The 19258-nt window shown below is 45.3% G+C and carries 13 protein-coding genes; 6 read left to right on the top strand and 7 right to left on the bottom strand.

The features are described 5' to 3' along the window. The first annotated feature begins 53 nt into the window (after positions 1–53). Together P5V12_RS01125 and P5V12_RS01120 are read left to right on the top strand one after the other, a co-directional pair. Positions 54–1010, top strand: a complete 957-nt coding sequence (locus P5V12_RS01125) for an alpha/beta hydrolase (protein WP_316955395.1) — start codon at positions 54–56, stop codon at positions 1008–1010. A 154-nt stretch (positions 1011–1164) separates the two neighbouring features. Beyond that, positions 1165–3684, top strand: a complete 2520-nt coding sequence (locus P5V12_RS01120) for a FapA family protein (RefSeq protein WP_316955394.1) — start codon at positions 1165–1167, stop codon at positions 3682–3684. 33 nt (positions 3685–3717) lie between these two features. Here P5V12_RS01120 and P5V12_RS01115 read toward each other — a convergent pair whose 3' ends face one another. Next, positions 3718–4041, bottom strand: a complete 324-nt coding sequence (locus P5V12_RS01115) for a hypothetical protein (protein WP_316955393.1) — start codon at positions 4039–4041, stop codon at positions 3718–3720. A gap of 353 nt (positions 4042–4394) precedes the next feature. Between P5V12_RS01115 and P5V12_RS01110 the strand changes: the two genes are divergently transcribed. The 3 genes from P5V12_RS01110 to P5V12_RS01100 all read left to right on the top strand — a co-directional run bounded on the left by P5V12_RS01110 (position 4395) and on the right by P5V12_RS01100 (position 7084). Further along, on the top strand, positions 4395–4862 hold the full coding sequence (locus tag P5V12_RS01110) for a carboxypeptidase-like regulatory domain-containing protein (RefSeq protein ID WP_316955392.1): 468 nt from the start codon (positions 4395–4397) through the stop codon (positions 4860–4862). Between the two features lie 28 nt (positions 4863–4890). Further along, positions 4891–6078: a lipase family protein gene (locus tag P5V12_RS01105; protein ID WP_316955391.1), complete on the top strand. Its 1188-nt coding sequence runs from the start codon at positions 4891–4893 to the stop codon at positions 6076–6078. A 193-nt stretch (positions 6079–6271) separates the two neighbouring features. Beyond that, a complete protein-coding gene (locus tag P5V12_RS01100; protein ID WP_316955390.1) occupies positions 6272–7084 on the top strand; it encodes a flagellin in 813 nt (270 codons plus the stop codon). A gap of 28 nt (positions 7085–7112) precedes the next feature. Here P5V12_RS01100 and P5V12_RS01095 read toward each other — a convergent pair whose 3' ends face one another. From P5V12_RS01095 to P5V12_RS01080, 4 genes are all read right to left on the bottom strand, one after another. Then, on the bottom strand, positions 7113–7721 hold the full coding sequence (locus P5V12_RS01095; RefSeq protein WP_316955389.1) for a hypothetical protein: 609 nt from the start codon (positions 7719–7721) through the stop codon (positions 7113–7115). 24 nt (positions 7722–7745) lie between these two features. Then, a complete protein-coding gene (locus P5V12_RS01090; protein WP_316955388.1) occupies positions 7746–7955 on the bottom strand; it encodes a hypothetical protein in 210 nt (69 codons plus the stop codon). Between the two features lie 108 nt (positions 7956–8063). After that, entirely contained in the window at positions 8064–8534 is a 471-nt protein-coding gene (locus P5V12_RS01085; protein WP_316955387.1) for a hypothetical protein, read from the bottom strand. Between the two features lie 417 nt (positions 8535–8951). Then, on the bottom strand, positions 8952–11930 hold the full coding sequence (locus P5V12_RS01080; protein WP_316955386.1) for a methyl-accepting chemotaxis protein: 2979 nt from the start codon (positions 11928–11930) through the stop codon (positions 8952–8954). Positions 11931–12635: 705 nt separating this feature from the next. On the opposite strand from P5V12_RS01080, the gene P5V12_RS01075 reads away from it, so the two are divergent. After that, positions 12636–14333: a glycosyl hydrolase family 18 protein gene (locus tag P5V12_RS01075; protein WP_410483317.1), complete on the top strand. Its 1698-nt coding sequence runs from the start codon at positions 12636–12638 to the stop codon at positions 14331–14333. An 86-nt stretch (positions 14334–14419) separates the two neighbouring features. Here the strand turns inward: P5V12_RS01075 and rapA are convergent, their stop codons facing one another. Together rapA and P5V12_RS01065 are read right to left on the bottom strand one after the other, a co-directional pair. After that, the gene (rapA, locus tag P5V12_RS01070; RefSeq protein ID WP_316955385.1) at positions 14420–17365 is read right to left on the bottom strand and encodes an RNA polymerase-associated protein RapA; all 2946 of its coding nucleotides are present in this window, start codon (positions 17363–17365) and stop codon (positions 14420–14422) included. A 459-nt stretch (positions 17366–17824) separates the two neighbouring features. Next, positions 17825–19237: a phosphoglucomutase/phosphomannomutase family protein gene (locus tag P5V12_RS01065; RefSeq protein WP_316955384.1), complete on the bottom strand. Its 1413-nt coding sequence runs from the start codon at positions 19235–19237 to the stop codon at positions 17825–17827. Between the last annotated feature and the right edge of the window lie 21 nt (positions 19238–19258).

Genomic DNA, 19258 nt, shown 5'->3' with positions numbered 1-19258 from the left:
CGCAGCAAGCAACGTATTCACTCGACAAACACAATGATTGAGTCGGTGACACGGTGAAAAAGTTTCTCTTATGCATGTTTTTTATAATGCTTGGCTTAGTGAATATAAGCTGTTCACCGCAACTTTCCTTCAGGGACAATGGTTTCTTTTATTATCCAAGCAAACAAATATTTCCTGCGCCTCACACCACTGCCAACATTCAATGGCTCACGCTGTATTCAACCTCTGGCAACAAACTGGCAGCGCAGTACTGGCAACAACCCGAAGGCTTGGCAAAAGGGTTAGTTGTTCACTTTCACGGCAATGCCGGTAATTTGTCGGACACACGGGAGAAGGTTGACTGGCTGGTAGACGAAGGCTGGGAACTTCTGCTGTTTGACTATTCAGGTTACGGCCTGTCAGAAGGAAGACCGTCACCGTTGGCATTACGCGAAGACGGTATTACTGCGCTGCGCAAAGCAACCGAACTGGTCAAAGTACAAAGACGCTCTCACCCGGAGTATCAGTATGTCGCTATAGGCACTTCGATGGGCGGAGCAGTACTGACCGATACGCTGGCCCACACCCAAGGCAAAACGCTTACGCCTCAACTGCTGGTGATTGATTCCTCCTTCGCCAGCTATCTGGAGATCTCTCGCCACGTGGTCACGCAAACCCGCTTGGGCCGGGCTTTTCAATGGTTAATCTCCAGTTTTATCAGCGATAAAACAGCCCCTATCCACGCTATTGCACACCTGGACCAGGTACCAAAACTCTATGTTCACTGCCAGGAGGATCAACTTATTCCCGAACACATGTCTCGCGCCCTCTATCAGAGGGCAGGTGGAGCGAAAAATTACTGGTCGCTACCAGACTGCGGGCACGCACGGAGCTTCACTCGGGACTTTCCACATTACCAACAAGCCCTGAAACAGGTTATACAGGCCCCTTCGATAGTCGGCACAGAACTGGCCTCATCCCCACTGTTGCTAAATGGCCCGCTTGCCTTAAACCAGCTCTCTTCCCAGTGAGCCGATCCTCTGGTCGCGATGAATGCCCCCCAGCCCGGACTATATAACCTGCAGTTACACTTGTACGCTATTCTTTGAACCAGCGTCTATACTGATAGTACTTGCATGATTGGAGCCATGCGTTGACCACAAAGAGAGCATTCCCACCTCAAATATGGCCAAATATACTCAAGTCACTTTCAGGATCGATGAAGAATCGGGCATATTAAACGCCATACTTTCGAGTTCCGATACGGATCAGGGTATCGACCTTAACTGGTTGCTCAACCAGGTTAAAATCAACGATTATCAGGAATATCGCGTCCAGACCTCAGATCTGCAAGACGTGCTCAAACGTGTTCAAAGCCATGAACACGGCACCATTCCAATTGGCACCAAACCTGAGTTTACCAATGTAAAACTGGAATACGACAGCAACCGAAGAACGCTGGATGCATTGCTGATTCCCTCAAGCAGTAAAATCATTCTGGATAGCCAGATTCTGCACAAGATGATTCGTGACTCCGGTTACTCGGAATTCATTCTTGCCGAAGATGCCATCGAGAACTTATTAAAAAAATTCCTGAACAATGAGAAAGGGCGTTTTCTCATTGGTCGAAAACCCAGCTTCCTGCAACTGTCTTTTCAAGTGGACGATGAAACTGGCGGCTTACATGCGCAGTTTACGGAAACCGAGGAGAAAATCAGCTACACCCGGGAAGCGATTGCAGAATTACTCAAGCAACCGGAATATGAAAACTTTGTTGTTGATGGCGACAACATAAAGAAAATACTCGATCAGATTGACAACGGTATCCCCGCCGAATTTCCGGTAGCGAACAAGCCCACCTTTACTCAGGTAGAAATTGATTACGACCCAAACACGCGAAAAGTCGAAGCCAGACTGACACCATCCGAAATAAAGCATGAAATCAATGTCAGCACATTACAGGATGAGTTGAGAGAAAAAGGCTTCGACAGCTTTGGAATAAAACTGTCAGCACTATCGGACATTGCCACCAAAGCCATTCAGCATAAACACGGTACATACATACTGGGTGAACGACCGGTTTATACCGAAATCACCTTAGACTTCGACCCGGATACCGGCTTACTCAACGCAAACCTCAACCCAACCGATGACGAAGTCCATCACAGCCTGGTATCGCTACAGGAGCTGATAAGAGAAAACCAGTTCGACGACTTTCACTTTGAAGACCGCATTCTTGAAAAACTGGTTACCTACGCGGCCAAAAAAGAATATGGCACCATCGCCATCGCCAAGAAAAAAGATGCCGAAGTCATCATTGAACTCGTTAATGAAGAAATGGAAGCCCTGCTCACCACAACGCGCGCCTATGGTGGCGAGCCGCTGGATAAAACCACACTGGAAGCAAAAATACTGGCCGCCGGAATTAAGCTGGAATATTGCGACCAGAAAATATTGGAACAAGCTCTGCAAAACGAAGAAGTGTCAAAACTGACTTTTGCCAAGGGCGTTGAACCGCAGGATGGAGAGGACGCACAATTTGAAGCCCTGGTAGAAGAAACCATTCAACGACAGCATAAGGAAGATAAAACCGGCCGGGTTAACATGAAGGAAGTGCTGGATTTCACCTTCGTCACGGAAGGTACACCACTTATGCGGCGCATACCGGCTTCCAAAGGCGTCAACGGATACAACGTTCGCGGTGAAGTGGTTACAGCCATTGATGGCGACGATACCCCTTTTGATTCGGATCTAGACGGCGTAGCCGTTAGCCCCGATGACGAAAACCTGTTAATTGCAGAAACCAAAGGCCACCCCCTGATAAAAGCTGAGGGCGTTGCCGTAGACAAAACACTGGTTGTGGAAAACGTCGGCATGGCCACCGGCAATATTGTTTTTGATGGCTCCGTATTGGTACGAGGCGAAGTCATGGCCGGCATGAAGATCAGCGTCACCGGGGATATTATCGTGAATGGTGTCGTCACCAATTCTGTTCTGAAAGCGGGCAATGATATTTCCGTTGGTGCAGGTGTTCTCGGAGCAGATCACCCGGACGGAGATGACACGGTTTTTTCCTGCAAGTTAATTGCAGGAGGTAATATCACGGCAAATTATGTCAACCTCACCGATATACGTGCAGGCAGAAATATTAATGTAAAAGAGTACCTCAGCCATTGTCACATTGAAGCGCACGATCAGGTTCTCGCTGGGCAAGGTGGTGGCAAGGGAAGAATTTTTGGTGGTGAATGCTTTGCCAAAAATCAGGTAATCGTCAACACACTGGGTTCTGAAGGTGGAGTGCGAACCAAAATTATTGTCGGCACCAAGAAAAACTACAATAAAGATTTGGAAAAAGTCCGTATAGCACAAGCAGCAAAACTGCATGAAATTGAACGGATAAAAAAGCTGGAGAAAAACCTGGCCGCTCAGATTAAACAAGACCCGAACAACATTGAGTTAATTAGAAAATTTAAAATTGCGGATCAGGCCGTTAAAAAACTCAATGACAGCCTAACTCATATTTCTGAAGTCATTTCAAAAATTCAGAAAATGAAAAAAACCACTCAGGCGGCATCCATTGTTATTATGAAAAACACCTATCCGATTGTTGACATTATGGTTAACGGTGCCGAGTTTATTATTCGACAAAACAGTAAAGGCGGCACCTTTACCAAAGAAGGCGACGATATTCGCTGGTCAAACTAAGACTGCTCACACGAACGAAACAGACCTTAATTGCTATTCCGCAATTTTTTTCCAATCAGAAATTTTCTCATTAAATACTTTTGAAGAAAGGTATAAGAAATCGCTGGTGGTAGACAGATTATCGAACGCCATATTGTAGGCCTCCTGCAATTCTTCATCCAACACCCCGATATACCAGGCTTCGTATTCGTTTTCGCCCAACTGAATATTGGATCGCCAGTCTTCTTCCAGATAGCGGTACAACCAGTGCTGAGAACAGGACGGACACATTTTCATAACAAAATCGTCGCTATTCGACTGATAGATTTCCCTCACGGTGATAAGACGATCCACTTCACAACAGAGGTTTAACTTCATAATTCGGCCCCAGCCCAGGCAATTGCATACAGAAAACAGTCTCTTATTCAGAAACCCACTCAACGGTACAAATAATAAATACATTAACCTGGAGACAGCTTGATGGAAGATAAAAAGCACGAAGAAACAGGCAATGAAGCTATCGCTTCTTCTTGTGATTAAGTTGGCATTCTCCTGCTTGAGTTTTATGACGCAGCTATGCAATCCTAGTCTTAAACGGTCGTTTGGAATCGCATGACACCTATTTCCTCCCTAATGGATACGGACTGGCGACAAAGCCAACAAAAATGATAAAAAAGAAGCTCTTACACTGTTTACTTGCCACGACACTACTACTTTCCGGGGGAACAGCCGTGTCAGAAAACCAAAGCGGAATACTGTGCCTATTCTCAGCAATATCCGGCCAGATCACACTCAACGGCAAACCGGTGGAGCAAGCTAAAGTTACCCGCCTGAGTCGTAAAGCCTACGCACAGAAAGAGCTGACCGACGAAACTCAAACAGACGATAACGGCTATTTCACCCTGCCCGCCCTGTTCGACAAAAGCCACGTTGGTAAGGTGTTACCCATGGAGTTTTCTGTGCCCCAAGTAATGTACGTTCACTATCAGGGAACAGAATACAAAATATGGAGCGGGGTAAAACGCAACCCGGCAGAAAACGCCGAATCCCGCGGCAAACCTTTGGTCGTTCAATGTGAGTTAACAGATGAAACCAGACTCATTGAAGTCAACGGCGGCCCTATTTTTTCGATGTGCACCTGGGACGTAGAGCCCGACAGCCCTTTCATTATTCCTCCACCGGACGATGACGAGACCTGACACATTTTTCTTACCTAAGGAGTGAGATATGCCCCGCCTAGCTCCCGCATTAGCGGCAAACCTGGCAAGTAGTATTTACGCGCTCGTTGATTTTCACACCCTCGATGAAGCCGTTACCGCCTTAAAAACCAAGTACGGCAGTATTTTAGATATCAACCCGCAAAATATGGTGTCCGGCAGAACCGGCGGGCCTAGCGTCCTAAAATCCCGCTCCGGCTTTGGCTTTGTCTGCCTTGGAAAGGATACTTACAAAGGCCATGCCTTCCTCATATTCCGCGGGACCAAATTTCTTGCCGACTGGCTGACCAATTTCAATATGGGGGTTTCCAGCTCGGCCTTTGGCCAACCCATGCACGACGGTTTTAACCAAGCCTTCCATTCCATGCTGCCTCAGCTGAGCCCATTTATCAGCCAGTTGAAAATCCAGGGAGTACATTCCATTCACTGCATCGGACACAGCCTTGGCGGCGCTCTGGCGACCCGTTGCGCAGAGCAAATAAAGTCGTCCACCGCCACAGCGCCCTACCTGTATACATTTGGCGCCCCCCGAGTTGGCTTAAGGCCATTTGCCGATACGCTCACCTCGAACTTGAGCGCCGAGAAAATGTTCCGTGTTTACCACAGAACAGACATTGTGCCATGTATCCCCTTCTGGCCCTTTATTCACGCGCCGACAACACTCGGTGAACACTATGATTACTACCAACCAAGCCCCGGAGAATTCCCCGGTGCCCAGTGGCATAGTATGCAAGGCTATATCAATACCGTGGGCAATCAGGGCTGGGCCGCGCTGCGCAATCGCAAGGCAAAACTCAACGACCCTGCCAGTATTGAAGGCTGGATTAATCGCACCAGCCCCATATCCTTTAACCTGACCAATCTCGAATGGTTGGATAAAGCCATCAATTACGTGCTGAACAAATGCTTTAACTTTGTTGGAAGTTTTATTACGTCGATTGGTTCTGGCACGTTTACCTTAATGGATCGTTTGGCTTACATTTTGAGCCAGGGTATTAACCTTGCAAAAAACCTGTCCAGCCTGGTGTTGGCTTTGATCCGAAAAATCATGTCTTTACTCGGTATGAAACCGGTTCTCGATAAAGTGGATGCGACCTATGCGTTTATTCGGGGAATATTCCAGCGCTTATCACATAGGCTCAGCATGCAATGCCAACAAGTGCTGGACAGTGTGTTAATCAACGGTCATACCGTATAGCGGATTGTTCTTGATGTTATTCGGCAATCACATTCAAATATTTTACGGATGTGGTTGCCCACCAAAGACCCAAACTTTCTTACTTCTTCTATTGTTATACCGATAAAGTCATTCAGTTTCCTTCCACCATACGCTAGGCTAAGGTGATTGATCAGCAGACAACAGTGTTATGCGTGTCGCGCTGGAGGTCACCATGAAAATCCCTGGCTCTTCGCTTTCCAATCACATTCAATCCGCAACACAAACGGTATACAACGCAGCAAAACAAATCGCTTCGGGGAAACGGATTAATTCCGCCGGTGACGATCCGGCAGGCCAGGCAATAAGCCAACGTATGGGTGCGAACATTCGTGGTTTTACCCAATCCATTCGCAATGCCAATGACGGTATATCCTTCCTGCAAGCGCAAGATGCGGGCATAAGCGGCCTGTCCGAAAGCATTCAGCGCATCCGCGAGCTTGCGATACAGTCAGGCAACGGGACACTCAGTGACAACGACCGACAACTCATTAACAAGGAAGCCAGCCAATTACTGGATGAAGTCAATCGCACCCTGGAAAACAGCAGCTTTAACAATCAACCGCTTTATGCGCAACAAACACCACTGCAACTGCAAATCGGCGCTAAGGAAAATCAAACCCTGACACTAGAAGCAAATAACCTGCAACAGTCTTTCGCGGATATTGGCTTTGCAAATATAGACCTGAGTAATAGTGAGTCTGCCAACGCGTCACTGGCGATACTGGATCAGGCGCAAGGCCAACTTAATCAGCAAAGTGCAACACTAGGTGCGGGTTTAAATAGGCTGTCGAGCAGTATGAACTCTCTCTATGAAAGCATTGTGCAAACCGAAGATGCACAATCCAGAATTGAAGATGCAGATATCGCGAAAGCCGCATCGGAGCTCACTGCAGGGCAAATTCGAACGGAAGTTGGCATTGCATTGCAAGCTCAGGCAAACCAACGACCATCGCTGGTATTGCAATTACTGCAAGGAAATGGGTAAGCAGTTTCAAAGGCATTAAAAACTTTCGTTAGAGTTGAACGATTGCGCGTTCAAGGTTTAGCTTCGCTGCCTGCTCATATTTTTCCCTAAAGTAGGTTAGATAATAAATCGAATCCCTCGATAAAAAAGACTTAAGTATTTCCTTGCGCTTTTTCCGGAAAATAATTGACGGGACCTGCTGGTACTCCTTCCGAACGTTCTGTTCAAATTGATCGTAAATATCCGCTGGCGCACCCAAAATACTCAGGTCAATATCGACCAAAAGTTGTTCATCCCGCGTAACAACATCACAATGATGCCGCGTAGCCATAATTAAGTTGTAGACCCGATCAATGCCACTTTTATTAAAACCATTATCAGACAAGAACTGATGCGCCCATTTAGCGCTATCCAGTTCATTGGTCGATGAGAAAGGTCGATATACCGCGTCGTGAAACCAGATAGCTAACTCAACCTCAGCCGGATGCTCCGCCAATTCAGCAACAGTATCCATATGTCGCAGCATGGACTCTATGTGGCGCGGGGTGTGGTAATGTCGGTGATTTTCAGCGTATGCCGACGAAAGTAAATCAAAGCATTCGTCAGACGGCGGTAGAGCCAGCACCGCCATCAACTCCTGCCACCGTTCCCGGTTCACACCGTTTTTCCGACCGATAAAAAGCTACTCCTGAATACCTGCAAGCGCGAGAGCCTGCATTCTGATTTTATACGCGTGCTCCATACCGGCCTTAAACTTTTCCTCGGCCTTTTCTATTTCAGCATTATCCCCATTCGCCATAAGAATGCTGTTAGAAAAACCATCATACATGCTTTTAATCTGAGCTTTATATGCGGAGTTGATAGCGTCAAAAACAAACTTTTTATTACCCACGATTTACCCTTTCTACAAAAACCTGGAAACACTTAGACAATAGCTATGATTACGGATCCAGGTCAGCCTACCCCGCAATACAGCTTCTACCAACACGTATTCTAATAGTTAATCGGAATTATTTTCGATATATTTGTTGACCATTTCCTCGGTAAGGATGGTCTTTTCACGTCTATTTGATTTAGAAACCCAATCCACGCCACTACATTGACTTATTACATTGTCGATCCCAAACCGGCCTTTCCTGAGAATCGCCACGATGTATTCTCTATTTGGATAAAATCCGACTTTACAGCTGTCTAGCAGCTCAATGAGCTTCGGTTTACGCTCAGCCCCCCAAAAACGGCGGACAACCTGATATCCCACTTCCAGACCGGGGTAGGATCGCTCTCCATCAGAGTATTCCCCCAGTTGAAGCGATTCAACTTTGATCAAAATAACATCGGTGCTTTCTGCTATTTTTGCTTCATCGATCAATGTGCCACATCGACAGGCAAGTGCTTTACAGGAAAAGACAAGCAGAACAAGAAATAAACATGTATTCGCCAAGGATTTCCTTTCTGATACTTTATATCCCATATAATTCACTTCCAGAGCAGATTTATACAATTACTCGTATTCGTAACCACAAAAATAACATTTTTTGTATGCGGAAAGTGTAAGTTGAGACTGATCTAAAGATATCGCTTTAGCTAAGACCGGCTTATTACAATGCGGACATTTCAACGAGCCGACTTTCGTATAATAAATTGCTTGAATGACACTCAAAAGAATAAAAAGAATTATCCCTAAAAATATTTTTATCCCTACGGATGACAGAATAAGTAGAGGAACAAAAAGAGCGATACACGCTAGACATGCCAGAATTGAAACGATCTTGTATCTCAGAATCTTTCTATTCATTGTAAAACAATTAATTAATTCACTTATTTTATTTAACTCAAAACCAGACAGAATGTCTATATTTAGTGGAGTTAAAACCAGCGTTGACTTAAATTAACTCACTTTAAAAAACGCAATCATCTGACTCATACTTTTAGCCTGCTCGGCCATAGATTCACTCGCTGCCGTTGCTTCTTCCACCAGAGCCGCATTTTGCTGTGTCATGTGGTCCATTTGCGTTACCGCAGTATTTACTTGCTCAATCCCTGTTGCCTGTTCCCGGGCCGCCTCGGAAATATCACGCATCATAAGGGTAACTTTTTCCACCGCCTCCACTATTTCTACCAACGTCTCGCCGGATTCATTCACCAAGGTTGCACCGTCTTCAACACGGGCCACACTATCGCGAATTAAATCTTTGATTTCTTTTGCTGCGGAGGCAGAACGCTGAGCCAAATTTCGCACCTCACTTGCCACTACGGCAAACCCTCTACCTTGCTCTCCTGCTCGGGCGGCTTCAACTGCTGCATTCAATGCAAGTAAATTAGTCTGAAAGGCAATTTCATCAATGACGCTAATAATGTCGGCGATTTTTTTACTGGCGGTATTAATCATATCCATAGCACTTACAGCACGGTTTACCACCTCACCACCACACCGGGCTCTGTCTTGCGCTTTCACCGCTAAATCACAGGCCTCATTGGCGTTGCTTGCACTTTGCTTAACGGTTTCCGTCATCTCAACCATACTTGCTGCTGTCTCTTCCAAAGAGGAAGCTTGTTCTTCTGTGCGCTGGCTTAGGTCGGCATTACCATCCGCCAACTCATTCGAGGACGAAGTAATCACAGAAGCACTTTGACGAATATTATTTATGACTTCTGTGAGTTTATCTGCTGTCGCATTGGCATCACGTTTAAGTTCGCCAAAGGCACCTTCATAATCCCTCTCAATACGTAAGGTCAGATCACCTTTTGCCAAAGCAGAGAGCATAGCCAATATATCTTCAAGCGCGATATTAATCGTACTGACCAAACGATTTAATCCACCACTTAAACTTTTAAAGAAGCCGGTTTTATTATTCAAGTCAATCTGATTACCAAAATCACCTTTTACGGCGAAGTCCACCATTGCATCAATTTCCTTTTCAATGGCCACTTCTTCCGTTCTATCCAGCCATTCGACCACCGTACCAATGCGCTCGCCATCAACCGAGACGGGGTTTGCTGTAAGCGCATAAATGTGATGGCCGATTTTCACTTCGCTAGTATAAGTATCAGTCAAGGTATGAATAATTTGCTGCTGATGCTCAGGGTTACGATGAAACATATCAACATTCTTGCCCAATAATCCTTTCGAATTAAAATCGGGAATTTCAGTACGGATATCACCTTCTGCGGATGAGAACATTTCTTCCACAGCCCGGTTGGTATAAATCAAGTTCATGTCGTTGTCAGCAATCATGACACTACTGGATACAGCATCCAATGCTTGTCTTACCCTTGCATTTTCATTTGCAATACGTTTTTCTTCCCGTTCTTTGGCTAATCGATCAGTTTTATCATCCCACTCTATTACCGTACCCAGGCGCTCCTTTGAATCAGACCACACTGGCGTGGCGATCAATTCAAAGGTTAAGTTCTGCATCACAATATCCTTTTGCTCGGGGTTAGTCAGTTCCTGTATAGATTGTGAAGCTGAAGGTACACCAACATAAAAATTGGCAGCATCAAAACCGATTAACTCGTCAAGGGCGAAACCCGGAATACATTTTTCCAACGTTGCTTTTCGACGGCATAGAGTACTCACCATGGCATTGTTGGTGTAAATAATACTGGATTCAGCATCGGCTACCATAACGGGAGTATTGCTTGCATCCAGTGCTTGTTTGATCCGCGCATTTTCATCCGCTTGTTTTTTCTCAGCAATTTGTTTGGCCAACCTTTCAGTTTTATCATCCCACTCAATAACGGTGCCTAACCGTTTTCCATCATCCGTTAAAATCGGGGTGGAAACGATGCCAAACGTGAGACGCTGTACATTCATATCGTATTTTTGAATCCGGTCTTGATTCAAGGTCTGCTGACTTATTCCTAACTGATTAGCATGACCATTCATTATTTTATCTACGACAAAAGAGGAAATCCCTTTTTTGAATTCATCTTGCCTTTTTTTAAACATATTCAATGCAGCGTGATTGGCATAAATGATTTCTGACGATGTATCAGCGACCAATACTGAGGTATCGCATACATCCAGAGCTTGTCTTATACGGCGGTTTTCCGCGGAGGCTATCGCATCCGCCTCAATCCGGCTCTTTAAGTCCTGCTTCATATTGGTTAACAGTACAGCAAGCTGCGCCAATTCATGCTCACCGGCCACAGAAAAAACCGTATTAAAATCACCGGCCTGTAATCTTTTAACCCCTGCGGAGAGATGAGCAATAGGCGAAATAACCTGTCGATTCAATATTTTGAGTAAAACCAGAACAATACCAATCAAAACAAAAAATAAAACAACATAAATACCGTTTAACGTTAAGGCTGATGAGCTTTCAACAGCATGGCTTTCGGCCACCACACGCTCTTCTATCTGTTGAGAAAGCTGTATAAGGAGTTTACTTGGCTCTCGGTCAATACCAGACACCACTTTATCTGCCACCTGAGCATCAAACCCCGAAGCCATGTACTCCTTGTAACCTTGCTCGTATTTCCCTTCCAACTTGGCATGTTCGCGTTTAAACGTCTCAAGAGTTTCTTTCACTTTCGGATCAATAACACTCTTCAATAAAACGTCGACATCCTGTTTAATTTCCGCATCATTTTTAAGAAAACTTCCCCAGTACTTTTCTCGTTTCTTATCATCTTTTCCGCGTAGCAGCACATTTTTCCACTCTTGAACCTGGGTCTTGAATTTACTATTAATCAATAGTATTTGCGCTCTATGCTCACTTGAGCCATGCAGAAGATTATTAAAATGAGAAATATTATTACCAATACGGGTTAATGAAATTAGCAAAACGAATGCGAGAAAACACATACATCCGAGAACAATGGCGATAACCTGGTTTTTGAGACTAGCGTTGTACCAGCTCATGGAAGACTCCTTAACCTCGTTTCCACGATATAGGGATAGGGCATGCGTTTTAGCGGTTGTTTCTGCTTTATGGCAGGATATAAAGCCAACAAAAGGTATTGAATGCCAAAACTGACCAAAAACCACACATAAAGATTAGTCTATTTGTCATAAAAATGTCATGAAAATATCTGTTCTTTAGGCGACCGGGAAACATTTTATAAATAGGAGCACCCTCTTCAACTTTGAGAAGCGCCGGAGTGACATCCCCAAAAGCAAAAGTCTTATTTGAATAGCAAGGCGATATTATGATTCACAACAAATTATCCTAATAACATCCACAGGCAAATCCCCCTATTTCATTTATTGTTTTTTTGACATAGCCATTTCAAATATAAAAACAATATGGATATTAAAATTTCTTTTTAGACAAAGAAAAAAGCGACATTTTTTCACAGAGATATCAAAAAAACTTTTCCAATCAAAGATCACTGCTAAGGTTTACAAAGTCCTTATCCGATTAAAAATATAACAATAATTTTTTCTCATAAATCATCTGACTTTTTCTGGGTAAAAATGCAAACAAGTGTTCCACCCAGTAAAAACCAACTCGAAAAAATACAGCCTTATTTTTCGGGATTTAAACTCCGGCAAGAATGATTTACCTCTTTCCGATTTTTTTGGCATAAACGCCTCATAAAATAATAGTGTCTAGAGGAATTAACTATGACTACAAGAATGACCCAATATTTAATTACGCTTGGGCTGATGATGTGCACGGCATGGCTTTCCAAAGCTTATGCTTACGACTGCAGCAACCTGCCGAATTACGCTGACGGAAGTACTTATAGCACCGGGGATATGGTGCAAAATACCGACCACGCCTATCAATGTACGGTGGGTGGATGGTGCTCGCTGGGCGGGGCTTATGCGCCGGGCACTGGTTGGGCATGGCAGTACGCCTGGGCAGATATAGGCGCATGCGACGGAGGAGGCTCAAGCAGTAGCTCATCGTCTTCCAGCAGCAATAGCTCAACCGGGTCCACCACTTCCGGCTCATCTTCTGGTGGTTCAACATCCTGTAGCGGTATACCCGCCTGGGTCGCTTCCGATGTTTATAACGGCGGCGATATGGTGCAACACCAGGGGGCAAAGTATACCGCGAAATGGTGGACTCAAGGCGATGACCCATCTCAATCTGGCGAATGGGGCGTGTGGGAAAACAATGGCAGCTGCACAGGTGGCGGCTCGACCTCGTCCAGCTCCAGTAGCAGCTCCACATCAAGCTCATCGTCGTCCAGCGGTGGCACATCCAGTTCCGGCGGTACAAAATTGCTTGGTTATTTTGTGCAATGGGGTATTTACCAACGCGGCTACCACGTGAAAAATATTCACACCAGCGGCTCTGCGTCCAAGCTCACCCATATTCTTTACGCTTTCGGTAACGTAACTAACGGACAATGTGTATTGGGCGATAGCTACGCCGACTACGACCGTTTTTACGGCGCAAGCGAAAGTGTGGACGGAGTTGCTGATACCTGGGATACCGGCGCAATTCGCGGTAACTTCAACCAACTTCGAAAACTGAAAGCCATGTACCCCCACTTGAAAGTGCTGTTCTCTTTCGGTGGTTGGACCTGGTCTGGAGGTTTTGGCCAGGCCGCGGCGAATCCGACTGCGTTTGCGGAATCATGCTACAACCTGCTCCATGACCCACGCTGGGACGGTGTCTTCGATGGGATCGATATGGACTGGGAATATCCGAACGAATGTGGTTTAACCTGTGATAGCAGCGGCCCAAATGCGTTTACCAATTTAATGCAGGCACTGCGTAATCGTTTTGGTAGCGAATTACTTACTGCAGCAGTTTCTGCCGGCTCCGCCAAAATTAATGCCGCTGATTATACCGGTGCAGCAGCAGTCAGTGATTTCTTTAACGTCATGACCTACGACTTCTTTGGTGCCTGGGATAATAATGGCCCAACAGCGCCACACTCACCTCTAACCAGTTACAGCGGCATTCCAATTTCCGACTTTTACAGTGACGCGGCGATACAGCTTTATAAAGCCAAGGGTATCCCCGCCAGCAAACTGTTATTGGGTATTGGGTTTTATGGTCGAGGCTGGACCGGTGTGACGCAAAGTGCTCCCGGTGGCAGCGCAACCGGCCCCGCACCGGGAACCTATGAGCAAGGCATAGAGGATTACCACGTACTGAAAAGTTCTTGCCCATCGAATGGCACTGTGGGTGGCACAGCATACGCGCACTGTGGCAATAACTGGTATAGCTATGACACCCCCGCAACGATTTCCAGCAAAATGAATTACGCTAAACAACAGGGACTTGGCGGCGCATTTTTCTGGGAGCTAAGCGGTGATACCAGCAATGGTGAACTGATTAGCGCAATGCGTGCTGGTTTATAACAAAGATAAAACCAGTTGCTTAGGAAAGACAAGAGCCGCATAAATGCGGCTCTTTTTCATATATGTGTTTTGAATTTAGAACGGATCTAATTCACTGAAACAATAACACGAAGAGAATCCAGCTTTATTTGTGTTTCGTCCAGATAATGCAGTAGGGCTTCAGTTTCCTGCTTCAATAAATCAATTTCTGCTGCACGAATATTTGGGTTAACTTTTGCCAGTTCCTGTAATCGATTAATCTCGATATTTTGTTTTTCCAGCATATTTTCCCGCGCGGCATTCACTAAAGCAATTTTCTTTTGCTCTACATTGTCTGTTGCCATTTTTATCTGCTTCTCAATGACTTCACGACTATGCTGAACAACTTGTTGTGCGGTGTGACGTTGAACGGGAGCCAATAAACTTTCAAGCCGGTCGGCGGCCAGGACTTCGGTTAGATCCCGACCATTAGGATCCAAAATAGTACGCACAACGGTTATGGGCAAATAGCGAAATAACTGCAACGCCTTGGGGGCTGGACAATGGGTTACGTGTAACGTTTCCAGTAATATTGTTCCCGGTTTTAACGAAGGCAGTTTTATTGTTGCCACCGCGGTATTACCAAATTCGCTGTGGGCAATCATATCCATAACCCCAGTCACCATCGGGTGCTCCCAACTGAGGAAGATCATATCCTCACGGCTCAACGCCGTTTCACGGTGAAAGGTGGCGGTAATTCCTGCTTCGGGCAAACCGGGGAAATGATGGCAAAGCATATGATCACCAGGGTGCAAGACCACGCTGGTCGCGCTGTGGGAATCCTGATCCACACCGAACTCGTCGAACACTTTCCCCATGTAACCTGAAAGAGTATGGCGACGCTCAGATTCAAAAAGTAAATCGATTATTTCATTCGCCTGGGTGATATTGCATGAATTCACCTCAAGTAGCTGATCCCTTCCCGCCTGCAATTCCTGTTCAAGAACTGACGCAGTAGTTTGGGTTTGTTCGATTAATGCTTGCGCAAGTTCAGGCTGATCCGCACGCTGCAGGCATTCAAGCAGTTTTTCACCAAATTTTTCGTAGAGCGTTCTGCCTGTTGCACAGGTTTTTTCAAAACCATTCAGCCCCTGGTGATACCAATTTAATAACGAAGCTTGCGCAGTCTCCCTGTAATACGGCACATGAATGTTGACCTGATGTCGCTGACCGATTCGGTCAAGACGACCAATTCGCTGTTCAAGCAAATCAGGATTTAATGGTATATCGAATAAAACAAGGTTATGTGCAAATTGGAAGTTTCGACCTTCGCTGCCAATTTCAGAACAGACAAGTATTTGCGCACCCTCTTCATCGGCAAAATAAGCGGCCGCCCTATCACGCTCAATAAGGTTCAACCCTTCATGAAAAACACTTGAAGCTACGCCACTAAATGAAATGGCACTTTCCAGTTGGATGGCTGTTTTCGCTTCAGCGCAAATGAGTAATACCTTTCGCTGACGATCGTCGCGTAAAAACTGCATTAGCCACTGAACCCGATCATCCTGCTCCGGCCAGTTTTTATCAATATATTTGCTGATTAACTTTTCTGGCTTCAACTGAATATCAAGGTCATTTTCTTGTTGAATGTGATCGTGTAATTTTCCGTTCAGGTCAAACGGATAGGTATGCAATTTTCTGGCGGGAAAGCCGGATACATTCATCCGTGTATTACGAAATAAAACCCGTCCGGTGCCATGTCGATCCATCAATTCTCGTGTAGCCTGTTCCACCGCCTGCTGAATCTGACCATCACTCAGTAATTGCGTGACTTGCGTATGGGATGACTCACTCAAATAGTGCTTAAGCGACTCAACAACCTCAGCAGTTTCCGTGTCGTTTTCCTGTTGATCGATTAAGGACAATAAACGCTGCACCAGTTCATTTACCGGCTGGTATTGTTTTTCTTCATCAATAAAGGCTGCCAAATCAAAATAACGATCCGGGTCCAGCAGTTTTAAACGGGCAAAATGACTTTCAATACCGAGCTGTTCTGGAGTGGCAGTAAGCAATAACAAACCGGATGCAGAAGACGATAATGCTTCTACACACTGGTACTCTTCACTTACTTCCTGTTCTGACCACTTCAGATGATGTGCTTCATCAACCAGGAGCAAATCCCAACCGGCTTGCACCGCTTGTTGTCGATACTCGGGAAATTTCACCAAAAACGATAATGGGCTTAAAATCAGTTGTGCAGATTCAAATGGGTTGCCACTGTTTTCTGCATCCGCACTCATACGACTTTCGTCGTCTATATCCATAAATGTGTCATCGCTAACCTCTACAGAAGGAAAGCTTTTTTCATCAATAATGGTGAAATGCAAATTAAAACGGCGGATCATTTCCACCAACCATTGATGCACAAGACTATCGGGTACAACGATCAGCGCCCGCTCTGCACGCCCACTGATAAGCTGCTGATGCAAGATCAACCCGGCTTCAATGGTTTTCCCCAATCCAACCTCATCAGCCAATAGCACTCTTGGTGCATGCCGATGAGCGGCTGTGTGCGCAATGTACATTTGGTGAGGTAACGGCTGCACTCTGGCACCAAGCAAGCCGGTAACCGGTGATTCCTGGTGAGCGCGTAAATGCTTCAGTGTTTCACTGCGCAAGGAAAAATGCGTGTGCTTATCAATTTGGCCAGAAAATAAACGCGCTTGCGGTGCACTGAAAGAAACAAAGCTATCCAGTTCCAACTCAGGCACAACCACTTCATTGCCTTTTTCTTCGCCGGATAAGCTTTCACCAAAGTATATGTAACAATGATTGTGTTCCTGTATATCAGAAACACAAACCTGTTCACCGTCATGGGTTCGGATGGTATCACCAACCTGAAAGCGCACTCGACTCAGCGGTGCATTATCGGCGGCGTAAACGCGTGTCTCCGCCGCAGCGGGAAAACTGATCGTGACTCGTCGGTTTGCAATTTCAGCGATAATACCCAAACCTAAACTGGCTTCTGTATCACTAATCCAACGCTGACCAACAAAAAACTGTGTTGCTGACATACTACTCTACAAATAATTTAGTCCAGTCAAAAGTGCAGCAACTATACAACAATGACTACGCGGCTTATATAACTTCGGGCAAGAAAATAGCGCCCAATGCATCGAACCTCAGCTCATAAGTCTAACTTGCCGTCGTTTTAGCGAACATCGCCTTCAGCTACAAACTCACATAAATGCACTTTGCTGAGTATTAATAGGCAATCAAAGGACAATCTATCACTTGAGCACGTATTGCATACATTAAAACGCTATGCCCCTTCCCCATCATGCTTTTCGACCGACGTCTTTCCGTTACCTCGCTCGGAGTCGCGCAGAATATCAAAGGCTATTAACCCATGAATGATGATTAGAATGCCGCGAAAGATCTTGCCCGATTTTTATCAAATATAAATAGGTATTTATAGCAGACATAAAAAACGGGGCATTAAGCCCCGCTTCAATATTAATAAATAGCCTGGTCTACAGAGACAAAAAGTCTTTCACCTTCTGTACCAACGCATTCGCTTCGTCCAATGTGCTGGCTTCAGCAAAGATTCGTAGCAACGGCTCTGTACCAGAGAAACGCGCAATCACCCAGGAACCATCTTTGAAATAAACCTTGGCACCATCGGCGTAGCTGACCTTATCAATTTCTTTGTTGAACTCAGGCAGTTTTTTCTCTTCGTAAATCATGTTCCACAATGACTCACGCTGATTTGCCTTATAAGTACAGTCACCTTCCGCTGTAACAAAGGTACCGTACTTGCCATAAATTTCGTCAAGTATTTCGCTGAGTTTTTTGCCAGTAACGGAAATTAACTCAACCAGAAGAGAACCGGCAAAAATACCGTCTTTCCCTTTAATATGACCGCGAATGGTTAGACCACCAGAGCTTTCACCACCGATAAGTGAATCATTCTCATCCATACCGGCAGAAATATGTTTAAAGCCAACAGGGACTTCAATACATTTTTCGCCGTGGTCTTCTGCAATTTTATCTAACAAATGTGTGGTGGCGATGTTACGCACAACACTGCCTTTTTGTCCTTTGTAACGAAGCAAGTAGTAATACAACAACACCAGGATTTCATTTGGATGAACAAAGCGACCTTGCTCGTCAATAATTCCCAAACGGTCTGCGTCACCATCGGTACCGATACCGATATCGTAACCACGCTCAGGTACCAAGTGACTCAAATTGTAGAGCGTGTGCGCACTGGGTGAAGGCAAACGACCACCAAACGTTGTATCGTGACGGTCATTGATTACGTCAACGTCACAGCGCGCTGAAATCAATACGGTCTGCAGCGATGTTTTTGCTACACCGAACATTGGGTCAAGCAAGACTCGTAGATTGGCCTTCTTAATTGATTCAACATCAATTGCGCCAATAACAGAATCAACGAACTGGTTAATTGGACGAATAATTTCGATACTGCCATCGGCAATAGCGTCTTCATATTCCTTTCTTAACACATCGCTAACTGAAAGCTTGGAAATATATTCTTCCACGGTATCGGTCATGGTTTCAGTGGCATCACGACCTCCTTCAGTAAAGAATTTAATACCGTTGTAATCTGCAGGATTGTGCGAAGCGGTTATACAAGCACCGTAGGGTAGCTTTTGATCTTTCACGCAAAACATAACAATCGGCGTTGGCACAGCTTTGTTAATTAGCTCTACTTTAATACCATTGCCCGCAAGCACTTCTGCCATCCAACGGGCAGCCTTATCAGAAAGAAAACGACGGTCATAACCAATAACAAATGGTGAATCTGCCACGTTTTTTTCTTTCATCAGGTTTGCAATTGCTTGAGAAACCAAGCGTACGTTTTCTGCGGTGAATTCCTCACCAATAAATGCTCGCCAACCACCAGTGCCAAACTTAATCATGACTGCCTCTTTAATTTTGCC

Origin of the sequence: Teredinibacter sp. KSP-S5-2, from assembly GCF_032773895.1 — a bacterium.
GTDB lineage: Bacteria > Pseudomonadota > Gammaproteobacteria > Pseudomonadales > Cellvibrionaceae.
This window is presented reverse-complemented; position numbering and strand designations above follow the sequence as displayed.